Genomic DNA, 17,104 nt, shown 5'->3' with positions numbered 1-17,104 from the left:
GATGAGCGTGGCGGGTTGGCTGGCGCTGGTGGGACTGGTGCTCGTGCTGCTGGCGGGCATGCTGGTCTGGCAGCTACTGCGTGCGCGCAACATGCAGGTCTGGATCCTGGCCTACCTGCGGCGGCGGCCTCCGACGGTGACGGGGCGGCCGGTCCACGTCATGTTCTGCTTCGTCGACCACTTCGAGCCGATGTGGCACGGCGCCGATGCGGACGTGCAGCGTGCGCGGGTCGACCGCTGGTGCAGCGAGTACCGGGCGCTGGCCGCCCGCCACCGGGACGCCGACGGCCGGCCGCCGCAGCACACCTTCTTCTACCCGGAGGAGGAGTACGTGCCCGCGCACCTGGAAAAGCTGGCGTCGCTGTGTGCCGACGGGTTCGGCGAGATCGAGGTGCACCTGCACCACGACAACGACACCGAGGCCAACTTCCGCGAATGCATCACCCGCTTCAACCAGATACTGCACGAGCGTCATGGTGCGCTGCCGCGCGATCCCGGGACGGGACAGCTGCGCTTCGGCTTCATCCACGGCAACTGGAGCCTGGACAACTCGCGCTGCGACGGGCGCTGGTGCGGCATCAACAACGAGCTGGTGCTGCTGCGCGAGCTGGGGTGCTACGCCGACTTCACCCTGCCGTCGGCGCCGAGCGAAACCCAGACGAGCACGATCAACTCGATCTACTACGCCACCGACGACCCCGGGCGCCCGAAGTCGCACGACCGTGGGACGCCGGTGAAGGTGGGTGGCCGGCCCGAGGGCGACCTGATGCTGGTGCAAGGCCCGCTCGGGCTCAACTGGCGCGAGCGGCGGGCTGGGGTCGTGCCCCGCATCGAGAATGCAGACGTGCGTGCCAGTTGCCCGCCGACGCCGGCGCGCGTCGATGCGTGGGTGCGCACCGGCATCCACGTCGAGGGTCGGCCGGACTGGGTGTTCGTGAAGGTGCACACCCACGGCACCCAGGAGCACGACATGGACACCCTGCTTGGCGCACCGGTCGACGCGATGCACGACCACCTCGAGCGCCGCTACAACGACGGCAAGGACTACGTCCTGCACTACGTCACCGCGCGCGAGCTCTACAACATCGTCAAGGCGGCCGAGGCCGGGCTCGACGGCGACCCCGGGCAGTACCGCGACCGCGGCCTGCCGCCCCCGCGGTCGTCCTGGGCCGGGGGACGGGCGCAATGAACGGGCAGGGGACCACCACGGTCAGCGTGGTGATGCCTGTGTACAACGCCGCCACCACGCTCGCCCAGGCCATGCAGTCGGTGTTGGGACAGACCCACCGAGCGGTAGAGCTGGTGGTGGTCGACGACGGTTCGCGCGACGGCTCGGCGGCGGTGATCGACGCCTTCGCGGCGGCCGACCCGCGCGTGGTGACGGTGCGGCTTGCGGGTAATTCCGGCGTCGCCGCCGCGCGCAACGCCGGCATCGATGCCGCCACGGGCGACTGCATGGCCTTCCTCGACAGCGACGACTGGTGGCACCCGCGCAAGCTGGCCGTGCAATTGGCCTGGATGCGCGCCGGCGGCATGCCGATCAGCTACACCGCTTACCAGCGTGTCGATGAAGCGGGGGCGGAACTGTCGGTGGTCCAACCGCCGGCGACGGTGAACTATCGCGACATGCTCAGCAGCAACCGCATCGGCAACCTGACCGGAATGTATGACCGCCGCGTGGGCGACGGCCGGTTCCAGCGGGTGGGACACGAGGATTACGCGTTCTGGCTGGCGATGGTCCGGCGGGCCGGCGTGGCGGGCTGCGCACCGGATCCGGAGCCGCTGGCGTACTACCGCGTCAGGCGCGGCTCGCTGTCGGCCGACAAGCTGCGCGCCGCGCGCTGGCAATGGCACATCTACCGCGAAGTGGAATCACTCGGCTGGGCGGATGCGTGCCGCTGCTTCGTCCACTACGGCGTTAACGCGCTGGCCAAGCGCTGCTGACGGGTCAGTCCTCGCTCAACGCGACCACGTAACCGGTGTCGCTGCCGCTGACGTCCAGGCGCCAGCCACGGCGGAACTCCTGTGCGTCGACGCTGCTCCAGTCGTGCACCGCGAGCGTGGCGTTGGCCGGTTCCAGCACGCGCACGCGGAGGTTGCCGGCGACGGCCTGGTTGCCCTCGATGCGCGGCCGCTCGGGAACGTTGAGCTGGAACACCGCGCGCGTGCCCGGGTCCAGGTCGAAGCGGTCGCGCACCGTGAGGGTACGGTCGGCGAAGTCGAACCGGCGCTGCCAGCCACGCAGGGCGGGGTTGCCGGCATAGGCGGCAGTCAGGTCGGCGCTGGCCGAGAACGACCCATCCGGCCCCGGGGTCACCTCCAGGGTCGAACGGGTGGGCGTGCACTGGTGCACCACCACGTCCCCCGCCGGCGCATTGCACTGGCGCGCACTCGCATCGGCGCGCTCGAACCGCACCACGTTGTGGACCGTGGTGCCCTGCTGGATGCCGCTGTGGCTCCAGATGTTCTCGGTCACCGCCAGCCAGTCACCCGCGAACAGGGTGAACCCGCCCTGGTCCTGGTGGGCGTGGCTCTCCTCGTAGGGGCCGGCGACGATCGCCACCCACATGGCATCCTTTTCCCAGCCGGTGCGTGCGAACAGGTGCCCCGTCCCCTTGGCATGGTGGAGCAGCGACGCGGGTGGCTCGCCTTTCCCGCCGGCGGGCAGCAGGCCGTGTCGAAGGTTGAACCCCGACGACATCTCGGGCACCGAGATGTTCCCGAGCCACCAGGCGGCGGCGCTGCGGGCCTGCGGGTCGTCGGTCAGGGCACGGGCTTCCAGCACGACGCGCCGGTGGTAGTCGAACAGTTCGGGCACCGAGTTACGTGATTGGTCGCCGATCGGTGCAAAGTGGTCGCGGGTCGGCACCGTCGCGTGGATCCAGTAGTCGATGCTGTCGCGCGCATGGCTGCTGGCGCCGGCGAGGTCCTGACCGGTGGCATCCCGCCACAGCCGGTACCAGGGGAACAACCGCATGTGCGCGGCACCGTATCCGGTGCCCTCGCGGCTGCCGCCGCCATCGAGCTGGGCGAAGTATTGCTGCAGCGGCGGCACGCGGTCCTCGCGCAGCTCCTTCATCCAGTCGGCGTTGCCGCTGGCGAGCGCCCAGTACAGCGTCGCCTCCAGGAAGCTGTAGTAGTAGTTGTTGCCCGGGTTGTCGGTGGCCCAGCCGGTCCACGGCTGCGGCCGCATGCCCCAGTGCGCGCGCATGTGGTGCCACACGTTCCACACCGCCTGCTCGGCGTACGCCGACCAGCGCTGACGCTGCGCGGCCGTCACCATCGTGTTGCAGGTGTCGAGGGTGAGTGCGAGGTCGGAGATCATCGGGCCGACCTGCAGGTAGGAGTCGCCGGCGACTTCCGGGCGGTCGCCGCGCGCGATCGCGGCCTCGGCGTCGGCGACCTGCTTCTCCACCATCGATACCGCCAGCTCGCAGTAGCGGTCCTTGCCCGACAGCCGGTGCATCAGGGCGGCGTCGGCCGCGGCGAACGCGTAGCCGGGATTGCCGCGCACCGCGCTGTCGACGAATGCGGTGAAGCGGCGGTACTCGCCGGAGTTTCGATCGACGTAGTCAAGGTCGAGCGGAATGCCGCTGGCCATCGTGCCGGCTGCCGCGGGCGCCGGGGCCGGTACTGCATCGGGCGCCGGAGCGGCATCGGACGGGGCGGGCACGGCTTCGGCCTTGGGGACGGAGACGGGCGTCCCGGTTTCCGGGAAGCCACAGGCCGCGGCCAGCGAGACCAGGTACAGCACCGCGGCGGTGCGGCCGCGCCAGGCCAGCGCGCTGCGGCGAGGGGCGTGGCCCGGTCGGTGGCTTGCTCGATGGGACGCCATGGCAGTGCTCCTCAGCGGCGGTAGGTGATGCTCAGGTAGACCAGGCCCTGTTCCGCGTCGTCGCCCGGCACGTTGCTGAGCCGCTCGTGGCGCGCCCATTCGATGCGCCCGCTCAGGTGGCGGGACCAGTCGTGCTGGAGGTGGACGCCATAACGGCGGGTCTCGTGCTCCACCGTCAATTGCAGGTAATCGATCCGGTCGACGCTGGCGAACGCGCCGATGGTGGTACGCGGGCGCAATTGCCAGCCGATGGCGGCGGCGACGCCGTGGCCCTCCTGGTCGAACTCGTCGGCATCGACGTAGTCGAGCCGGTCCACGTAGGGCTCCACGCTGAAGCCCAGCCGCGTGCCGGTGAATGTGTAGCCCAGGGCGATGCGCCGCTCGCGGTACGGCGAAGCGTTGACCACCGCATCGCCGACCAGCAGCGGTCCCGGCGTGGTGGTCGCGTCCTCGCCGATGGCGACCAGCGCTTCGGTCGCGGCATCCGAGAACTGCTGCGACGCCGACAGCGACAGGCGATGCCGCTCACCCGGGGTCCAGTCCGCATTGGCCCGCAGCAGCGGCTCCGAGCGACTACCGGGGCCGTCACGGTAGGACAGCCGCGAATAGCCGCCATCGAACCCGAGCTCGAAGTTCGCCAGCGTCCGTGCATAGCGCGCGAACAGGTCGTAGCGCGTGTAGTCGCGCGCAATGACGTCGTCGTCGAAGTCCACCCGCTGGCCCTGCACGTTCAGTGAGAGCTGGCTGGTCGGCCCCAGTTCCTTGATGGTACGCACGGCCATGCCCAGCCGCTGCGAGTTGAACTCGTCGGTGATCTCGGCGTCGCTGTCGGTGTAGCGCAGTTCCGCACGCCCGCGCAGGCTCGAGCCAAGGTCGAAATGCAGGTTGGGCCCGAGCGACAGCACGTTGACCTGCTGGCGGTTGCCCGGTGCATTGACCGCCAGGGTGTCGACGGGCTGCACCGAGAGGTTGTCCTCGACGGTGAAGCTCAGCCGTTCGGGCAGCGCGAACCAGTTCAGGCGGCCCTGCGCGGTGCCGTCGAGGGTGTCGTCGTAGGCGTCGCCGAGGTAGTCGCGGTATTCCGCCCGTCCAGCCAGGCTGGCCTGGATGACCGCGGTGTCGTGGGTCAGGGCGAAATCCAGCCCGGCCCGGAGGATGTCCTCCTCGACCGGGTCGACCGGGGTCATCGCGACGTTGTCGTTGCGCTCCACGCCCAGGTCGGCCGAGTAATCCAGCCGGAGGGCCGCGGCCGTCCCCGGCAGCGTCGCCAGCGCGGCCGCGAGTGCGTGAACCGTGCCAAGCCTGTAACGGTTGCGTGCGCCGGATCGGCTCATGGGCTGTTGTTGAGCACAACGCCGGCAAGCTTTTCCGACGGGAAGCTCGCCATGGCCTTCTCGACCGCGGCGGTGCTCACCCGGCCGTACCCGGCGACCAGCACCACGAAGTCGGCCAGCTCGGACAGGATCCGGGCATCGGGCGAGCCCTGCACGGGCGGGCCGTCGAGGATCACGTAGCGGTCGTTGTACAGGCCGCGCAGGGAATCGGTCATCGCGCGCATCCGGAAGGAACTGAAGGCCTCGCCGGTGATCTCGCGGACGCGTCCGCCCGGGATCAGTCCCAGGCGCGGCACGCCGGTGGGGTAGACCACGTCGCCGACATCGAGCGACGGGTCGTCCAGGTAATCCATCAACCCGCCGCCGGTGGCCTCGACCTCGAGGGCGGTGTGTTGGGAAGGGTGCCGCGCGTTGCAGTCGATCAGCAGCGCCTTCTTGGATTCATCGAAGGCGAACGCGGCCGCGAGGTTGCGCGCCACGAAACTGCCGCCACAACCGGGGGCGACGGAGGCCACCAGCGTGACGAAACTGCGCTCGCCGCCCAGTTCCACCAGCCGCGTACGCAGTTCGCGGAAGGCGTCGGCTTGCACGCGCACCCAATCGTGCCGGTGGATGAGGCGGCGTTCTTCCAGCTTGCGCACCGGAAGCGGCTCCGGCTCGGCGTAGCGGCTGATCGCGTGGCCAGCCGGTACCGTGCCGAGCACGCCGGCCGAATCGGCGGTTACCGGCGCCAGGGGCGCGCGCTGTCGGGTCTGCTTGTTCATGGTTTTTGCTGTCATGCGTAGAGCTGCTTGTAGCCGTAGACCAGGCCATAGGCGACCACGACCGTCGCCACGATGGCGAAGCTCAGCGCCACGCGCGCCACGTCCTGGCGGCGCTCGGCGGGCGTGTGGTAGGTCGGGATAACCGCCAGCAGCGGCGCACCGATCCGGCGCGACAGGTGCGATGCCGAGCGGATGCGCGGGTCGAAGCGTGCGCGCAGGAACACCACGCCCAGCGGCAGCAGGATCGCCAGCATCAGGCCGCCGATCGCGAAGTGCATGAAGCGCAGGCCCGTGGGGCGCAGCGGCATGGTGGCCGGGTCCTGCACCCGCAGCGTGAGGCCACGTTCTTCCTGGTCGAGCTGCATCGACACGCGTGCGTTCTCGCGCCGGCGCAACAAGTCCTGGTAGAGGTCGCGGTTGACCTCGTAGTCGCGCGTCAGCTCGGCCAGTGCGCCCTCGGCGTTGACGATGCTGCGGCGGCGGCCCAGCTCCTCGCCGAGCATCGACTGCGAAACCCCCAGCCGGGCGTTGGTGGCGGCCATTTCACGCAGGGCCTCGTCGCGCTGCTGGCGCAGCTGCTGGTAGTGCGGGTTGAGCTGTGCGCTCTCGAATGGCGTGCCGCCCTGGGCTGCGGTGTCTGGGCGCGCGGCATCTTCCTGCATGGCGCGCTTGATGTCGGCGATCTGGTGCCGCAGGCGGACCACGTCCGGGTACTGCTCCGTGTAGTTGAGCAGCAGCAGGTCGACCTGGCTCTGCAGCTCCACCAACTGCGCGCCGTACAGGTTGGCACGCGTCTGCACCGCGGTGACGGCCGACTCGCGCGAGAGCTGCGAGGCCAGCGCGGCGGCGCGCGACCGGTGCTCCTGCAGCTCCATGCGGTTCTGGCTGACCTGGGTGCGCAGGGCCGAAACCCGGTTGTTGACCTCGGCGGTGCTGTCGGGCTGGGCGTCGGCATTACGCGACCGGTACGCCTGCAGGTTCTCCTCGGCTTCGATCAGCTTGCGGTGGTAGGCCTGCACCTGGCTGTCGATGAACTCGTAGGCCTCGCGGCTCTCGCGCTCCTTCGTCTCCAGGCTCTCGGCGATGAACAGCTCGGCCAGCCGCTCGGTTACCCGGAAGGTGCGCTCGGCGTCGGAGTCGCTGTAGACGATATGCACCAGGTCCTCGCGCGGGCTGGTGACCCGGGTGTTCTCCTGGATGCGCTCCATCCTCCGGTCGCGTTCGATCGGGGAGGGGTTGTCGGCCAGCCAGCCACCGGTGGCGAGGATGTCCTCCAGCACCTTGCGGCTGAAGATCACCTGGCGCGCCATGCCGGCGCGGTCGGTCACGCCGGTGGCGACCGCGCGTCCTTCCAGCAGCGGCTGGATGATGTCGCTCTCGCGCGCGAGGATCGTGGTCGAGGCGACGTAGTTGCGCGGCAACAGGAACAACCCGACGAGCAACGCCAGCAGGGCGACCGCTCCGAAGGTGGCCGCGATCGGCAGGGCGTGGCGCCGGCATTCGGCAAGCAGCACCGGCACCAGCTCGTCCGGCGGCAGGGCGTCCGATACCGCGACGGCCGTGCGTCGCGCCGGAAGGGCGATGGCGTTCATCAGAAGGTGCGCTCCGGAACCGTGATCACGTCACCCGGAGCGACCGGATAGTTTGTGGCGAGGTCGCCCCGTTCCAGGATCAGGTCGAGCCGCACGCCATGGGCTTGCGCGCCGTTGCTGGTCTTGCGGTGCAGGTTGGACCGCCCGGGCGCGGCGAACTCGGTGATGCCGCCGGCCTCCAGTACTGCGTCGAGCACGGTCATGCCCTGGCGGTACGGGATCGACACCGGTTGCTGGACGGCGCCGGTGACCCGCACCCGCGACAGGTACTCATGGCTGCGCAGGTCGGTCAGGATCACCGCCACCTGCGGGTCGCGCACATAGGCCGCCAGCTTGTCTTGGAGGTCGGCGGCCACGTCCTGCGGGGTCAGCCCAGCGGCGGCGACGTCGCCGACCAGCGGTACCGAGATCATGCCGTCGGGACGCACTGGCACGGTGATGCCCAACTCCGGGTTGCGCCACACCGACACCTGGACGATGTCGTCGACGCCGATGAGATAGGCGTCCACTGCGTTGGCGGATTGGGCCGGCGGCGCATCGGCAAGCGAGCCGCCGCCGCTCGCGCACGCGGCAAGCAGGGAGCACAACAGGAGGGACAGGAAGGAGGCGGCAGCTCGCAGGTTCATCGTGGCGTTTCCCCGGATTCGCAGACTTCAACGACTGATCCGAGCCAACCCGGCCACGAGTCCGGATGCGGACGGGTTGCGACCTGCTTGGTCCTGCGATGGTCGGGTTTGGCGTTGTACCGGTCATCGGGCGGGCCTGGAGGCAGCATGCATATCCTGGTGACGGGTGGAGCCGGCTACATCGGGGGGCACACCTGCGTGCAGCTGGTCGAGCGCGGCCACAAGGTCGTCGTCGCCGACAGCTTCGTCAACAGTTCGCCGGCCGTGCTGCCGCGGTTGCGCCGGCTTACCGGCGCGCCACTGGTGGCGCACCGGGTGGACCTGCGCGATGCCGATGCACTGTCGGCGCTGTTCGCAAAGCACCGGTTCGACGCGGTCATCCACTTCGCAGCGCTGAAGGCGGTCGGCGAGTCGTGCAGCCGTCCGCTGGAGTACTTCGACAACAACATCTGCGGCACGATCACCCTGCTGCGGGCGATGCAGGACGCCGGCGTGCAGCGGCTGGTGTTCAGCTCGTCCGCCACCGTGTACGGCAACCCGCGGCACGTGCCCGTGCGGGAGGATGCGGACCTGCAGGTCACCAATCCGTATGGCCGTACCAAGCTGGTGGTGGAGCAGTTGCTGGCCGATGTCTGCCAGTCCGGCAGCGGCCTGCAGGTGTGCAACCTGCGCTACTTCAACCCGGTCGGCGCGCACGCGTCGGGGCTCATCGGCGAGGACCCGGGTGGCATGCCCAACAACCTGATGCCCTTCGTTTGCCAGGTGGCGGTCGGTCGGCGCAAGCGCCTGCAGGTGTTCGGTGGTGACTACCCGACCGTGGATGGCACCGGCGTACGCGACTACATCCATGTCGTCGACCTGGCGCGGGCCCACGTCGACGCGATCGAGTACCTGCAGCGCGGCGATGCTGGCGCGACGGTCAACCTCGGCACCGGCCGCGGGGTGAGCGTGCTGGAACTGGTGCGCGCGTTCGAGCGCGCGTCGGGCCGGCAGGTCCCGTACGAGATCGTCGATCGCCGGCCCGGGGATGTCGCCGAGGTCTACGCCGATCCTGGCCTGGCCCGGCGGCTGCTGGGTTGGGAAAGCCGGCTGGGCATTGACGACATGTGCCGGGATGCCTGGCGCTGGCAGTCGATGAATCCACACGGCTATGCGCCGGCGCCGCGCGCGAATCCGTCCGACTGTGCACCGGTCGGGATCCCCGCGCCGAGCGCTGCCAAGGCAGCCGGGCGCACGTCCGTGGAGGGGCCGGTCCGCGTTCCCAGCGTCACGCCCTGAATCCCGCCATCAAAAACTGGTTGATCGGCGTACCGATGTGCATTAACGTGCTAACGCGTTAATACATTGGAGCGCGGGATGAAGCGTCGTTCGGACGGGGTTGGAGAGGTGCAGGAAGACGTGCTGGACACGCTGGCGTCGGTGATCGACTGCTTGCGCGGGCCCACGGAGGTCCGCGCGTTCCTCGAGGACCTGTGCACGCCGGCCGAACTCGAGTCGATGACTGACCGGTGGCGGGTCGTGCCGCTGCTGGCGCAGGGCATCCCGTACCGCGAGATCCACGAGCGCACCCATGTCAGCGTCACCACGATCGGCCGCGTCGCGCGGACGCTTGAGCGCGGCGCCGGCGGTTACGGCCAGGCACTCAAGCGCAGCCGCACGGTCGCGGCCAAGTAACGCACCACCCCCTTTTCGAACCAGGAATACCGGGATGACCCCTGTGCCCCCCGCGCGCGATCGCCTGCGCATCGCGATCCAGAAATCCGGCCGGCTGGCCGACCCCGCCCGCGCCTTGCTCGCTTCCTGCGGGTTGAGCTGGCGTGAGAGCCGCGACCGCCTGTTCTGCTACGGCGAGACGCTGCCGGTCGACCTGTTGCTGGTGCGCGACGACGACATCCCCGGCCTGATCGCCGATGGTGTCTGCGACCTGGGCGTGGTCGGCCGCAACGTGCTGGCCGAACAGGGCGCCGACCGGGCTGCGAACGACCGCCCCGCCGCGTTCCGCGAGTGGCGGTCGCTGGGCTTTGGCAGTTGCCGGCTGGCGCTGGCGGTGCCGGAGGGATGGGCCTGGCAGGGACCGGCGCAGCTGGCCGGCATGCGGATTGCCACGAGCTATCCGGCATTGCTATCGCGCTGGCTGGCCGAGCAGGGCGTGGCCGCCGAGGTGGTGTTGCTGTCGGGCTCGGTGGAGATCGCGCCGCGGCTGGGCCAGGCCGATGCGGTCTGCGACATCGTCTCCAGTGGCGCCACCCTGGCGGCCAACCAGCTCAAGCCGGTCGCGACGATGTTCGAGAGCGAGGCGGTGCTGGCGGGGCCCGTGGCCGAGCTCGACGCGGTGCGTGGCGAGCTGGCGGCACTGCTGTTGCGCCGCCTCGACGGGGTGCTGCGCATGCGGCACAGTAAGCTGCTGCTGTTCCAGGCACCGCGCGCGGTGCTGCCGTCGCTGTTGCCGCTGCTGCCCGATGCGGAGGCGCCGACGGTGATGCAGGTCGACGGCGCGGACGAGCTCGCGCTGCAGGCGCTGTGCCACGGCGCGGTCACCTGGCAGCGGCTGGAGGAACTCAAGCGGGCGGGTGCGCGTGGGCTGATGGTGCTGCCGGTCGAAGGGATGCTGGCATGAGCCGGATCGTGGACTGGAACGCGCTCGACGCGCAGGGACGGGACGAACTCCTGCAACGCCCGGCGCAGAAGACCGGCACCGATGTCGCCACGACCGTCGCAGCGCTGCTGGACCAGATCCGCACGGACGGCGATGAAGCGCTGCGGCAGATCGGCGCACGTCTCGATGGCGTAGCGCTCGACCACTTCGAGGTGTCCGGCGCCGAGTTCGAGGCCGCGGCTGCCGCACTCACACCGGCCCTGAAGGCCGCGATCATCGAGGCCGCGACCCGGATCGAGCGCTTCCACCGCGTCGGCGCGGGCGAAACACCGGCGGTGGAGACGGCGCCGGGAGTGGTCTGCCAACGCATCAAGCGGCCGATCGCCCGGGTCGGTCTGTACGTGCCGGCCGGCTCGGCGCCCTTGCCATCCACGGCGCTCATGCTCGCCGTTCCCGCCGGGCTGGCGGGCTGCCGCGAGGTGGTGCTGTGCACGCCGCCGCGTCGGGACGGCACGGCGGACCCGGCGGTCCTGTTCGCCGCCGCGCACTGCGGCGTGCGGCGGGTATTCAAGCTGGGCGGTGCGCAGGCCATCGCCGCCATGGCGTTCGGCCGCGGCGGCATGCCCGCCTGCGACAAGCTGTTCGGCCCGGGCAATGCCTACGTGACCGAGGCCAAGCGGCAGGTCGCACTGATGACTGGCGGCGCGGCGATCGACATGCCTGCCGGTCCGTCGGAGGTGCTGGTGATTGCCGATGGCGGCGCCAACCCGGCGTTCGTCGCGGCCGACCTGCTGTCTCAGGCCGAACACGGGCCGGACTCGCAGGTGCTGCTGCTCACCGACGACGACGGCCTGCTGGCGAGCGTGGAGACAGCGATCCAGCAGCAGCTCGCCGACCTGCCGCGGGCCAACATTGCCCGGCAAGCCCTCGCGAGCTCGCGGCTGGTACGGGTAGCGTCGATCGAACAGGCATTCGAGGTCAGTAACGCCTACGCGCCCGAGCACCTGATCCTGGCCTTGCGCGAGCCGCGTGGCTGGCTGCCGCGGGTGGCCGCGGCCGGTTCGGTCTTCCTCGGCGACTGGGCGCCCGAAGCACTGGGCGACTACTGCAGCGGCACCAACCACGTGCTGCCGACCGGTGGCGCCGCGCGCTGGTGCAGCGGGCTGTCGGTTGCGAGCTTCCAGACATCGATCACCGTGCAGGAGGTGTCCCCGCAAGGGCTACGCGCGATCGGGGGCTGCGCGATCGAGCTGGCAAGCGCCGAAGGGCTGGATGCGCACCGGCTGGCGGTCGTCCGGCGGCTGGAGGCCCTGGCGTGAACCCTTCACCGACGACACTCCTACGTCCGGACCTGCGTGGCTTTGCCGGCTATCGTTCGGCGCGCAGCAGCATGGCTGGCGGCGACACGTGGCTCAACGCCAACGAATCGGCGTGGCCCAACCCGGCCGATGACGACGCGCGGGTGCGTCGCTATCCCGATCCGCAACCCTCGGCGTTGCGCGCGCTCATGGCGACCCGCTACGGCTGCCGCCCCGAGCAGGTGCTGGTCGGCCGCGGCAGCGACGAGGGCATCGACCTGCTGGTCCGCGCGTTCTGCCGGCCCGGTGGGGATGCCGTGGTGGTCACCCCGCCCACCTTCGGCATGTACGAGGTCTGCGCCCGCCTGCACGGCGCTCGGGTTGTCGCCGTGCCGCTGGTGGACGGTGAGCGTGGCTTCGCCTGCGATTTCGATGAGGTCGGCAACGCGGCACTGGCTGCAGGTGCCCGACTGGTGTTCCTGTGCTCACCCGGCAATCCGGTCGGCAGCCGTCTGTCGCTCGCCGCGATCGAGTCGCTCGCCCTGCGGCTGAGGGGCCGGGCCCTGGTCGTGGTGGACGAGGCCTACATCGAGTACTCGGAGGGCGCCTCGGCGGTGTCGCTGATCGGTCGGCAACGCAACGTCGTTGTGCTGCGGACGCTCTCGAAGGCACATGCCCTGGCCGGTGCCCGGATCGGCTGCGTGGTCGCCGATGCGGAGCTGGTGGAGGTGCTGCAGCGCTGCCAGTCGCCGTATCCGGTGCCGGCACCCTGCGCGGAACTCGCCTGCCGGGCGCTCGATGACGCGGCCTGGTCGGACACGCTCGGCCACATAGCAATGACGGTCGCCGAGCGGACCCGGATGGGGCGCGCGATCTCGACCCTGCCACAGGTCCGGCGCGTCTATCCGTCATCGGCGAACTTCCTGCTGGTGCGCTTCGCCGATGCCGCCGCCGTGCTGGAGCGACTACTGGGCGCCGGGATCGTCGTGCGTGACATGCGCGGCTACCCGGGCCTCGGTGACGCCCTGCGGATCACGATCGGCACCCCGGACCAGAACGATCGCGTGATCGCCCAGCTTGCCGCGCTGGAGGCCGTCGCATGACCACCGCAGGCCCGATTCTCTTCATTGATCGCGACGGCACACTGATCGAGGAGCCGGAGGACTTCCAGATCGACCGCTACGAGAAGCTGCGCTTCGTCGCCGGCGTGATCCCGGCGCTCCTGCGCCTGCGGGACGCGGGGTACGCATTCGTCATGGTCACCAACCAGGATGGCCTCGGCACCGAGGCGTTCCCGCAGGCCGACTTCGATGGCCCGCATGCGCTGATGATGCAGGTGCTGGAAAGCCAGGGCATCGTCTTTCGCGACGTGCTGATCGATCGCAGCCTGCCGGCCGACAACGCGCCCACCCGCAAGCCGGGCATCGGCCTTGCGATGCCCTACCTGCGCGACCGTGGCATCGACTGGGCGCGCTCGGCGATGGTCGGCGACCGCGAAAGCGACAACGCGTTCGCGCGCAATATGGGTGTGCGTCCGTTCCAGTTGCGCACCGGACAGTTTGGCGGCGAGTGGGACTGGGCCGGTATCGCCCACGAGCTGGTCGATGCGCCGCGTCGCGCACGGGTCGAGCGCAGCACGCGCGAGACCACCATCCAGGTCACGGTCGACCTCGACCGGGCGGCGGACCCCGAGGTCTCGACGGGACTGGGGTTCTTCGACCACATGGTCGAGCAGCTCGGCAAGCACGGCGGTTTCGCGCTGGCGCTGCGCTGCACCGGCGACCTGCACGTGGACGAGCACCACACCGTCGAGGACAGCGCACTTGCGCTGGGCCAGGCCCTGCGCGAGGCGCTGGGGGACAAACGCGGGATCGGACGCTACGGCTTCACGCTGCCGATGGACGAGTCGCTGGCGACGGCGGCGCTGGACTTCTCCGGGCGTCCGTACTTCGTGTTCGAAGGCGAGTTCCGGCGCGAGCGGGTGGGCGACCTGCCGGTGGAACTGGTCCCGCACTTCTTCCGGTCACTGTGCGAGGGCGCCGGGATCAACCTGCACCTGCAGGTGCGTGGCGACAACGATCACCACCAGGTCGAGGCCTGCTTCAAGGCCGTCGCTCGCACGTTGCGCCAGGCCATCCGCCGCGAGGGCCACGAGCTGCCCAGCACGAAGGGGTTGCTGTGAACGACGTCGTCCTGATCGATGCCGGCGGCGCCAACCTGGGCTCGGTGCGCTACGCGTTCGAGCGCCTGGGTGCTCGCGTCTCCACCAGTGCCGACCCGGCGGTGATACGCGCCGCGTCGCGCGTCGTGCTGCCCGGTGTCGGTGCCGCGGCGGGGGGCATGGCACGCCTGCGCGAGCTGGGTCTCGTCGAAGTAGTCCGAGGACTCAGCCAGCCGTTGCTGGGCATCTGCCTCGGGATGCAACTGCTGTACGGCTCCTCCGAAGAAGGCGATGTCGAATGCCTCGGGTTGCTCCCGGGACGCGTGTCACGGCTCGTGCCGGTCGATGGCACGGACGGACGGCCGGCGGTGAGGGTGCCGCACATGGGCTGGAACAGCCTGCGACCTATCGGCCACAGCGCATTGCTGGACGGTATCGACGACGGCGCACAGGCGTACTTCGTGCACAGCTACGCCGCACCGATGGGGCCGGCGACACTGGCCACGGCCACCCACGGCGCGGATTTTCCCGCGGTGGTCGGCGACGGGCGGCGGTTCGGTGCGCAGTTCCATCCCGAGCGTTCGGCCACGGTGGGCGAGCGGCTGTTGCGAAACTTCCTTTCGGAGGCCATCGCATGAGTGCCGATGGCCGCGCACCGGGCGACGGTGCATTCGACCTGCTGCCCGCCATCGACGTGCGCGACGGCCGGACGGTACGGCTGCGCCAGGGCGACTACGCCCGCGAAACGCGTTACGACGATGCGCCGCTGGCGCTGGCCGCACGCTATGCGGATGCGGGCGCACGCTGGCTGCACCTGGTCGACCTGGACGCCGCGCGTGCCGGCGGATACACGCTTGCCACGCTGTTGGCGCGGATCGTTGGCGACACCCGGTTGCAGGTGCAGACGGGCGGGGGCGTGCGTTGCGAGGGAGATGTCGCCGCGCTGCTCGACGCCGGTGCGTCGCGCGTGGTCGTCGGCTCGCTTGCGGTGCGCGAGCCCGAACGCGTCGCCGGCTGGTTGCACCGGTTCGGGCCGGAGCGGATCACGATCGCCCTCGACGTACGGCAGGACCGGGCAGGGCGCTGGCAACTGCCGACCGCCGGCTGGACCGAGACCAGCGACTCGGCGCTTGCGCCGCTGCTGCGGCGTTACGCCGATGCCGGCCTGCGCCACCTGCTGTGCACCGACATTGCACGTGACGGGATGCTGGCGGGCCCCAACCTGGAGCTGTACGCCCAGCTACGGCAGGTCGCGCCGCAGGTCCGGCTGCAGGCATCCGGCGGCATCCGCGACGTCGCCGATATCGCCGCAGCGCGGGCGGCCGGTTGCGCCGCGGCGGTGCTGGGACGGGCACTGCTTGAAGGGTGGTTCACGCTGGACGAGGCGCTGGACGAGGCGCGGGCTGGCCTCGCGGCCGAGGCATCCACGGCGCAGGTGCCATGCTGAGCCGCCGCATCATTCCCTGCCTGGACGTGCGCGATGGCCGGGTCGTCAAGGGCGTTCGCTTCCGCGACCACGTCGATATGGGCGACATCATCGACCTGGCCTTGCGCTACCGCGACCAGGGCGCGGACGAGCTGGTGTTCTACGACATCACGGCCAGTCCGCAGGACCGCTGCGTGGACCGCGACTGGGTGGAGCGGGTGGCGCGGGTGCTGGACATCCCGTTCTGCGTGGCCGGAGGCATCCGCAGCGTCGCCGATGCCCGCACGGTGCTCCACGCCGGCGCCGACAAGGTGTCCATCAACACGCCCGCTTTGCAGCGGCCCGCGCTCGTGAGCGAACTGGCGGATGCGTTTGGCGTCCAGTGCGTGGTGGTTGGCATCGACAGCCTGCGCGACGCCGACGGGCAATGGCGGGTGCGCCGATTCACCGGCGACCCTGCGCGCACCGAGGCTCTGTCGCGCCGCACGCTCGACTGGATCATCGAAGTCCAGCAGCTGGGCGCGGGTGAAGTGGTGCTCAACTGCATGGGCCACGACGGGGTACGCGCCGGTTTCGATATCGAGCAGCTACAGGCGGCCAGGCGGGTATGCGGCGTGCCGCTGATCGCCTCGGGTGGCGCCGGGGAGGCAGCGCACTTCGAAGCGGTGTTCACCCGCGCCGACGTCGACGGCGCGCTGGCCGCCAGTGTTTTCCACTCTGGGGCGGTGCCGATCCCCCAGCTCAAGCAGACCCTGCGCGCGCGGGGCGTGGAGGTGCGCGATGCCTGACATCCCCTTCGATCGGGCCGGCTTGGCCTGGGACAAGCAGGGCGGCCTGCTGCCGGCCATCGTCCAGCACGCCGATACCCTGCAGGTGCTGATGCTGGGTTACATGGACAGGGCCGCACTCGCGGCAACGCTGGACACGGGTCGCGTCACGTTCTTCAGCCGCAGCCGCGGCCGCCTCTGGGTGAAGGGCGAGCGCTCCGGCCATCACCTGTTGCTTGAAGGGGTCGAGGCCGACTGCGATGCCGACACGCTGCTGGTGCAGGCCCGCCCGATGGGCCCGACCTGCCACCTGGACCGCCGCAGTTGCTTCCCGGCGGCGCCTTCGGATTTCCTCGCCGAACTGGACGCCGTGATCGACGACCGACACCGCACGCGGCCGGCCGACAGCTACACCACCCGGCTGTTCGGCGATGGTGTGCGGCGCATCGCGCAGAAGGTGGGCGAGGAGGGCGTCGAGACCGCCCTCGCGGCTGTCGCCCAGGACGACAGCGCGCTGCTGGGGGAGGCGGCCGACCTGCTGTTCCACCTGCAGGTCCTGCTGCGAGCACGCGAGTTGTCGCTGGCGGGCGCGGTCGGCGTGCTGCGGGACCGGCACGGGGACGCGCCGCCCCGTTGACCGGGGGGACGTACACGTTGCCTCCACCATCGTCGGATGAAGGTTTGGCCTCCCCCCCACGTTCGAGA

17 protein-coding genes are annotated in these 17,104 nt (G+C 70.3%); 12 read left to right on the top strand and 5 right to left on the bottom strand.

Going from position 1 to position 17,104, the window contains the following annotated elements; translation table 11 throughout:
* Position 1: 1 nt before the first annotated feature.
* The gene (locus KOD61_RS08205) at positions 2–1,189 is read left to right on the top strand and encodes a hypothetical protein (protein ID WP_215218232.1); all 1,188 of its coding nucleotides are present in this window, start codon (positions 2–4) and stop codon (positions 1,187–1,189) included.
* Positions 1,186–1,944: a glycosyltransferase family 2 protein gene (locus KOD61_RS08200; protein ID WP_215218231.1), complete on the top strand. Its 759-nt coding sequence runs from the start codon at positions 1,186–1,188 to the stop codon at positions 1,942–1,944. The genes KOD61_RS08205 and KOD61_RS08200 overlap by 4 nt, the downstream gene beginning before the upstream one ends.
* 4 nt (positions 1,945–1,948) lie before the next feature.
* Here the strand turns inward: KOD61_RS08200 and KOD61_RS08195 are convergent, their stop codons facing one another.
* The 5 genes from KOD61_RS08195 to KOD61_RS08175 are packed head-to-tail and all read right to left on the bottom strand — an operon-like array spanning position 1,949 to position 8,151.
* Complete coding sequence (locus KOD61_RS08195; RefSeq protein WP_215218230.1) at positions 1,949–3,835, bottom strand: hypothetical protein; 1,887 nt, start codon at positions 3,833–3,835, stop codon at positions 1,949–1,951.
* A gap of 11 nt (positions 3,836–3,846) precedes the next feature.
* On the bottom strand, positions 3,847–5,169 hold the full coding sequence (locus KOD61_RS08190) for a porin family protein (RefSeq protein WP_215218229.1): 1,323 nt from the start codon (positions 5,167–5,169) through the stop codon (positions 3,847–3,849).
* Positions 5,166–5,933, bottom strand: coding sequence for a CpsD/CapB family tyrosine-protein kinase (locus KOD61_RS08185; RefSeq protein WP_215218228.1), 768 nt, complete (start codon positions 5,931–5,933; stop codon positions 5,166–5,168). Before KOD61_RS08185 ends, KOD61_RS08190 begins: the two co-directional genes overlap by 4 nt.
* Positions 5,934–5,944: 11 nt before the next feature.
* On the bottom strand, positions 5,945–7,525 hold the full coding sequence (locus tag KOD61_RS08180) for an XrtA system polysaccharide chain length determinant (protein ID WP_215218227.1): 1,581 nt from the start codon (positions 7,523–7,525) through the stop codon (positions 5,945–5,947).
* Entirely contained in the window at positions 7,525–8,151 is a 627-nt protein-coding gene (locus tag KOD61_RS08175; RefSeq protein ID WP_215218226.1) for an XrtA/PEP-CTERM system exopolysaccharide export protein, read from the bottom strand. The genes KOD61_RS08180 and KOD61_RS08175 overlap by 1 nt, the downstream gene beginning before the upstream one ends.
* 147 nt (positions 8,152–8,298) lie before the next feature.
* Here KOD61_RS08175 and galE point away from each other — a divergent pair, with 147 nt between their 5' ends.
* The 10 genes from galE to hisIE all read left to right on the top strand — a co-directional run bounded on the left by galE (position 8,299) and on the right by hisIE (position 17,036).
* Complete coding sequence (gene galE / locus KOD61_RS08170) at positions 8,299–9,429, top strand: UDP-glucose 4-epimerase GalE (protein WP_215218225.1); 1,131 nt, start codon at positions 8,299–8,301, stop codon at positions 9,427–9,429.
* Positions 9,430–9,507: 78 nt separating this feature from the next.
* On the top strand, positions 9,508–9,825 hold the full coding sequence (locus tag KOD61_RS08165) for a YerC/YecD family TrpR-related protein (protein WP_215218224.1): 318 nt from the start codon (positions 9,508–9,510) through the stop codon (positions 9,823–9,825).
* A 34-nt stretch (positions 9,826–9,859) separates the two neighbouring features.
* Positions 9,860–10,768, top strand: coding sequence for an ATP phosphoribosyltransferase (gene hisG, locus KOD61_RS08160; RefSeq protein WP_215218223.1), 909 nt, complete (start codon positions 9,860–9,862; stop codon positions 10,766–10,768).
* The gene (hisD, locus tag KOD61_RS08155) at positions 10,765–12,066 is read left to right on the top strand and encodes a histidinol dehydrogenase (RefSeq protein ID WP_215218222.1); all 1,302 of its coding nucleotides are present in this window, start codon (positions 10,765–10,767) and stop codon (positions 12,064–12,066) included. The genes hisG and hisD overlap by 4 nt, the downstream gene beginning before the upstream one ends.
* On the top strand, positions 12,063–13,148 hold the full coding sequence (gene hisC, locus KOD61_RS08150) for a histidinol-phosphate transaminase (RefSeq protein WP_215218221.1): 1,086 nt from the start codon (positions 12,063–12,065) through the stop codon (positions 13,146–13,148). The genes hisD and hisC overlap by 4 nt, the downstream gene beginning before the upstream one ends.
* The gene (gene hisB / locus KOD61_RS08145; protein WP_215218220.1) at positions 13,145–14,227 is read left to right on the top strand and encodes a bifunctional histidinol-phosphatase/imidazoleglycerol-phosphate dehydratase HisB; all 1,083 of its coding nucleotides are present in this window, start codon (positions 13,145–13,147) and stop codon (positions 14,225–14,227) included. Before hisC ends, hisB begins: the two co-directional genes overlap by 4 nt.
* Positions 14,224–14,844, top strand: coding sequence for an imidazole glycerol phosphate synthase subunit HisH (gene hisH / locus KOD61_RS08140; protein WP_215218219.1), 621 nt, complete (start codon positions 14,224–14,226; stop codon positions 14,842–14,844). Before hisB ends, hisH begins: the two co-directional genes overlap by 4 nt.
* Complete coding sequence (hisA, locus tag KOD61_RS08135) at positions 14,841–15,653, top strand: 1-(5-phosphoribosyl)-5-[(5-phosphoribosylamino)methylideneamino]imidazole-4-carboxamide isomerase (RefSeq protein WP_215218218.1); 813 nt, start codon at positions 14,841–14,843, stop codon at positions 15,651–15,653. The genes hisH and hisA overlap by 4 nt, the downstream gene beginning before the upstream one ends.
* Positions 15,647–16,420: an imidazole glycerol phosphate synthase subunit HisF gene (gene hisF, locus KOD61_RS08130; RefSeq protein ID WP_215218217.1), complete on the top strand. Its 774-nt coding sequence runs from the start codon at positions 15,647–15,649 to the stop codon at positions 16,418–16,420. Before hisA ends, hisF begins: the two co-directional genes overlap by 7 nt.
* Positions 16,413–17,036 (top strand): bifunctional phosphoribosyl-AMP cyclohydrolase/phosphoribosyl-ATP diphosphatase HisIE, encoded by a 624-nt coding sequence (hisIE, locus tag KOD61_RS08125; protein ID WP_215218216.1) that lies wholly within the window; start codon positions 16,413–16,415, stop codon positions 17,034–17,036. The genes hisF and hisIE overlap by 8 nt, the downstream gene beginning before the upstream one ends.
* The last annotated feature ends 68 nt before the right edge of the window (positions 17,037–17,104 follow it).

Source organism: Lysobacter luteus (genome assembly GCF_907164845.1).
Taxonomy (GTDB): Bacteria; Pseudomonadota; Gammaproteobacteria; order Xanthomonadales; family Xanthomonadaceae; genus Novilysobacter; species Novilysobacter luteus.
Note: the sequence above shows the minus strand (reverse complement) of the source record. Positions and strands in the feature narration are given on the sequence as shown.

Coding starts and splice junctions, on each gene's coding strand:
- KOD61_RS08205 (WP_215218232.1), top strand. CDS start 2: ATGAGCGTGGCGGGTTGGCTGGCGCTGGTGGGACTGGTGCTCGTGCTG.
- KOD61_RS08200 (WP_215218231.1), top strand. CDS start 1,186: ATGAACGGGCAGGGGACCACCACGGTCAGCGTGGTGATGCCTGTGTAC.
- KOD61_RS08195 (WP_215218230.1), bottom strand. CDS start 3,835: ATGGCGTCCCATCGAGCAAGCCACCGACCGGGCCACGCCCCTCGCCGC.
- KOD61_RS08190 (WP_215218229.1), bottom strand. CDS start 5,169: ATGAGCCGATCCGGCGCACGCAACCGTTACAGGCTTGGCACGGTTCAC.
- KOD61_RS08185 (WP_215218228.1), bottom strand. CDS start 5,933: ATGAACAAGCAGACCCGACAGCGCGCGCCCCTGGCGCCGGTAACCGCC.
- KOD61_RS08180 (WP_215218227.1), bottom strand. CDS start 7,525: ATGAACGCCATCGCCCTTCCGGCGCGACGCACGGCCGTCGCGGTATCG.
- KOD61_RS08175 (WP_215218226.1), bottom strand. CDS start 8,151: ATGAACCTGCGAGCTGCCGCCTCCTTCCTGTCCCTCCTGTTGTGCTCC.
- galE (WP_215218225.1), top strand. CDS start 8,299: ATGCATATCCTGGTGACGGGTGGAGCCGGCTACATCGGGGGGCACACC.
- KOD61_RS08165 (WP_215218224.1), top strand. CDS start 9,508: ATGAAGCGTCGTTCGGACGGGGTTGGAGAGGTGCAGGAAGACGTGCTG.
- hisG (WP_215218223.1), top strand. CDS start 9,860: ATGACCCCTGTGCCCCCCGCGCGCGATCGCCTGCGCATCGCGATCCAG.
- hisD (WP_215218222.1), top strand. CDS start 10,765: ATGAGCCGGATCGTGGACTGGAACGCGCTCGACGCGCAGGGACGGGAC.
- hisB (WP_215218220.1), top strand. CDS start 13,145: ATGACCACCGCAGGCCCGATTCTCTTCATTGATCGCGACGGCACACTG.
- hisA (WP_215218218.1), top strand. CDS start 14,841: ATGAGTGCCGATGGCCGCGCACCGGGCGACGGTGCATTCGACCTGCTG.
- hisF (WP_215218217.1), top strand. CDS start 15,647: ATGCTGAGCCGCCGCATCATTCCCTGCCTGGACGTGCGCGATGGCCGG.
- hisIE (WP_215218216.1), top strand. CDS start 16,413: ATGCCTGACATCCCCTTCGATCGGGCCGGCTTGGCCTGGGACAAGCAG.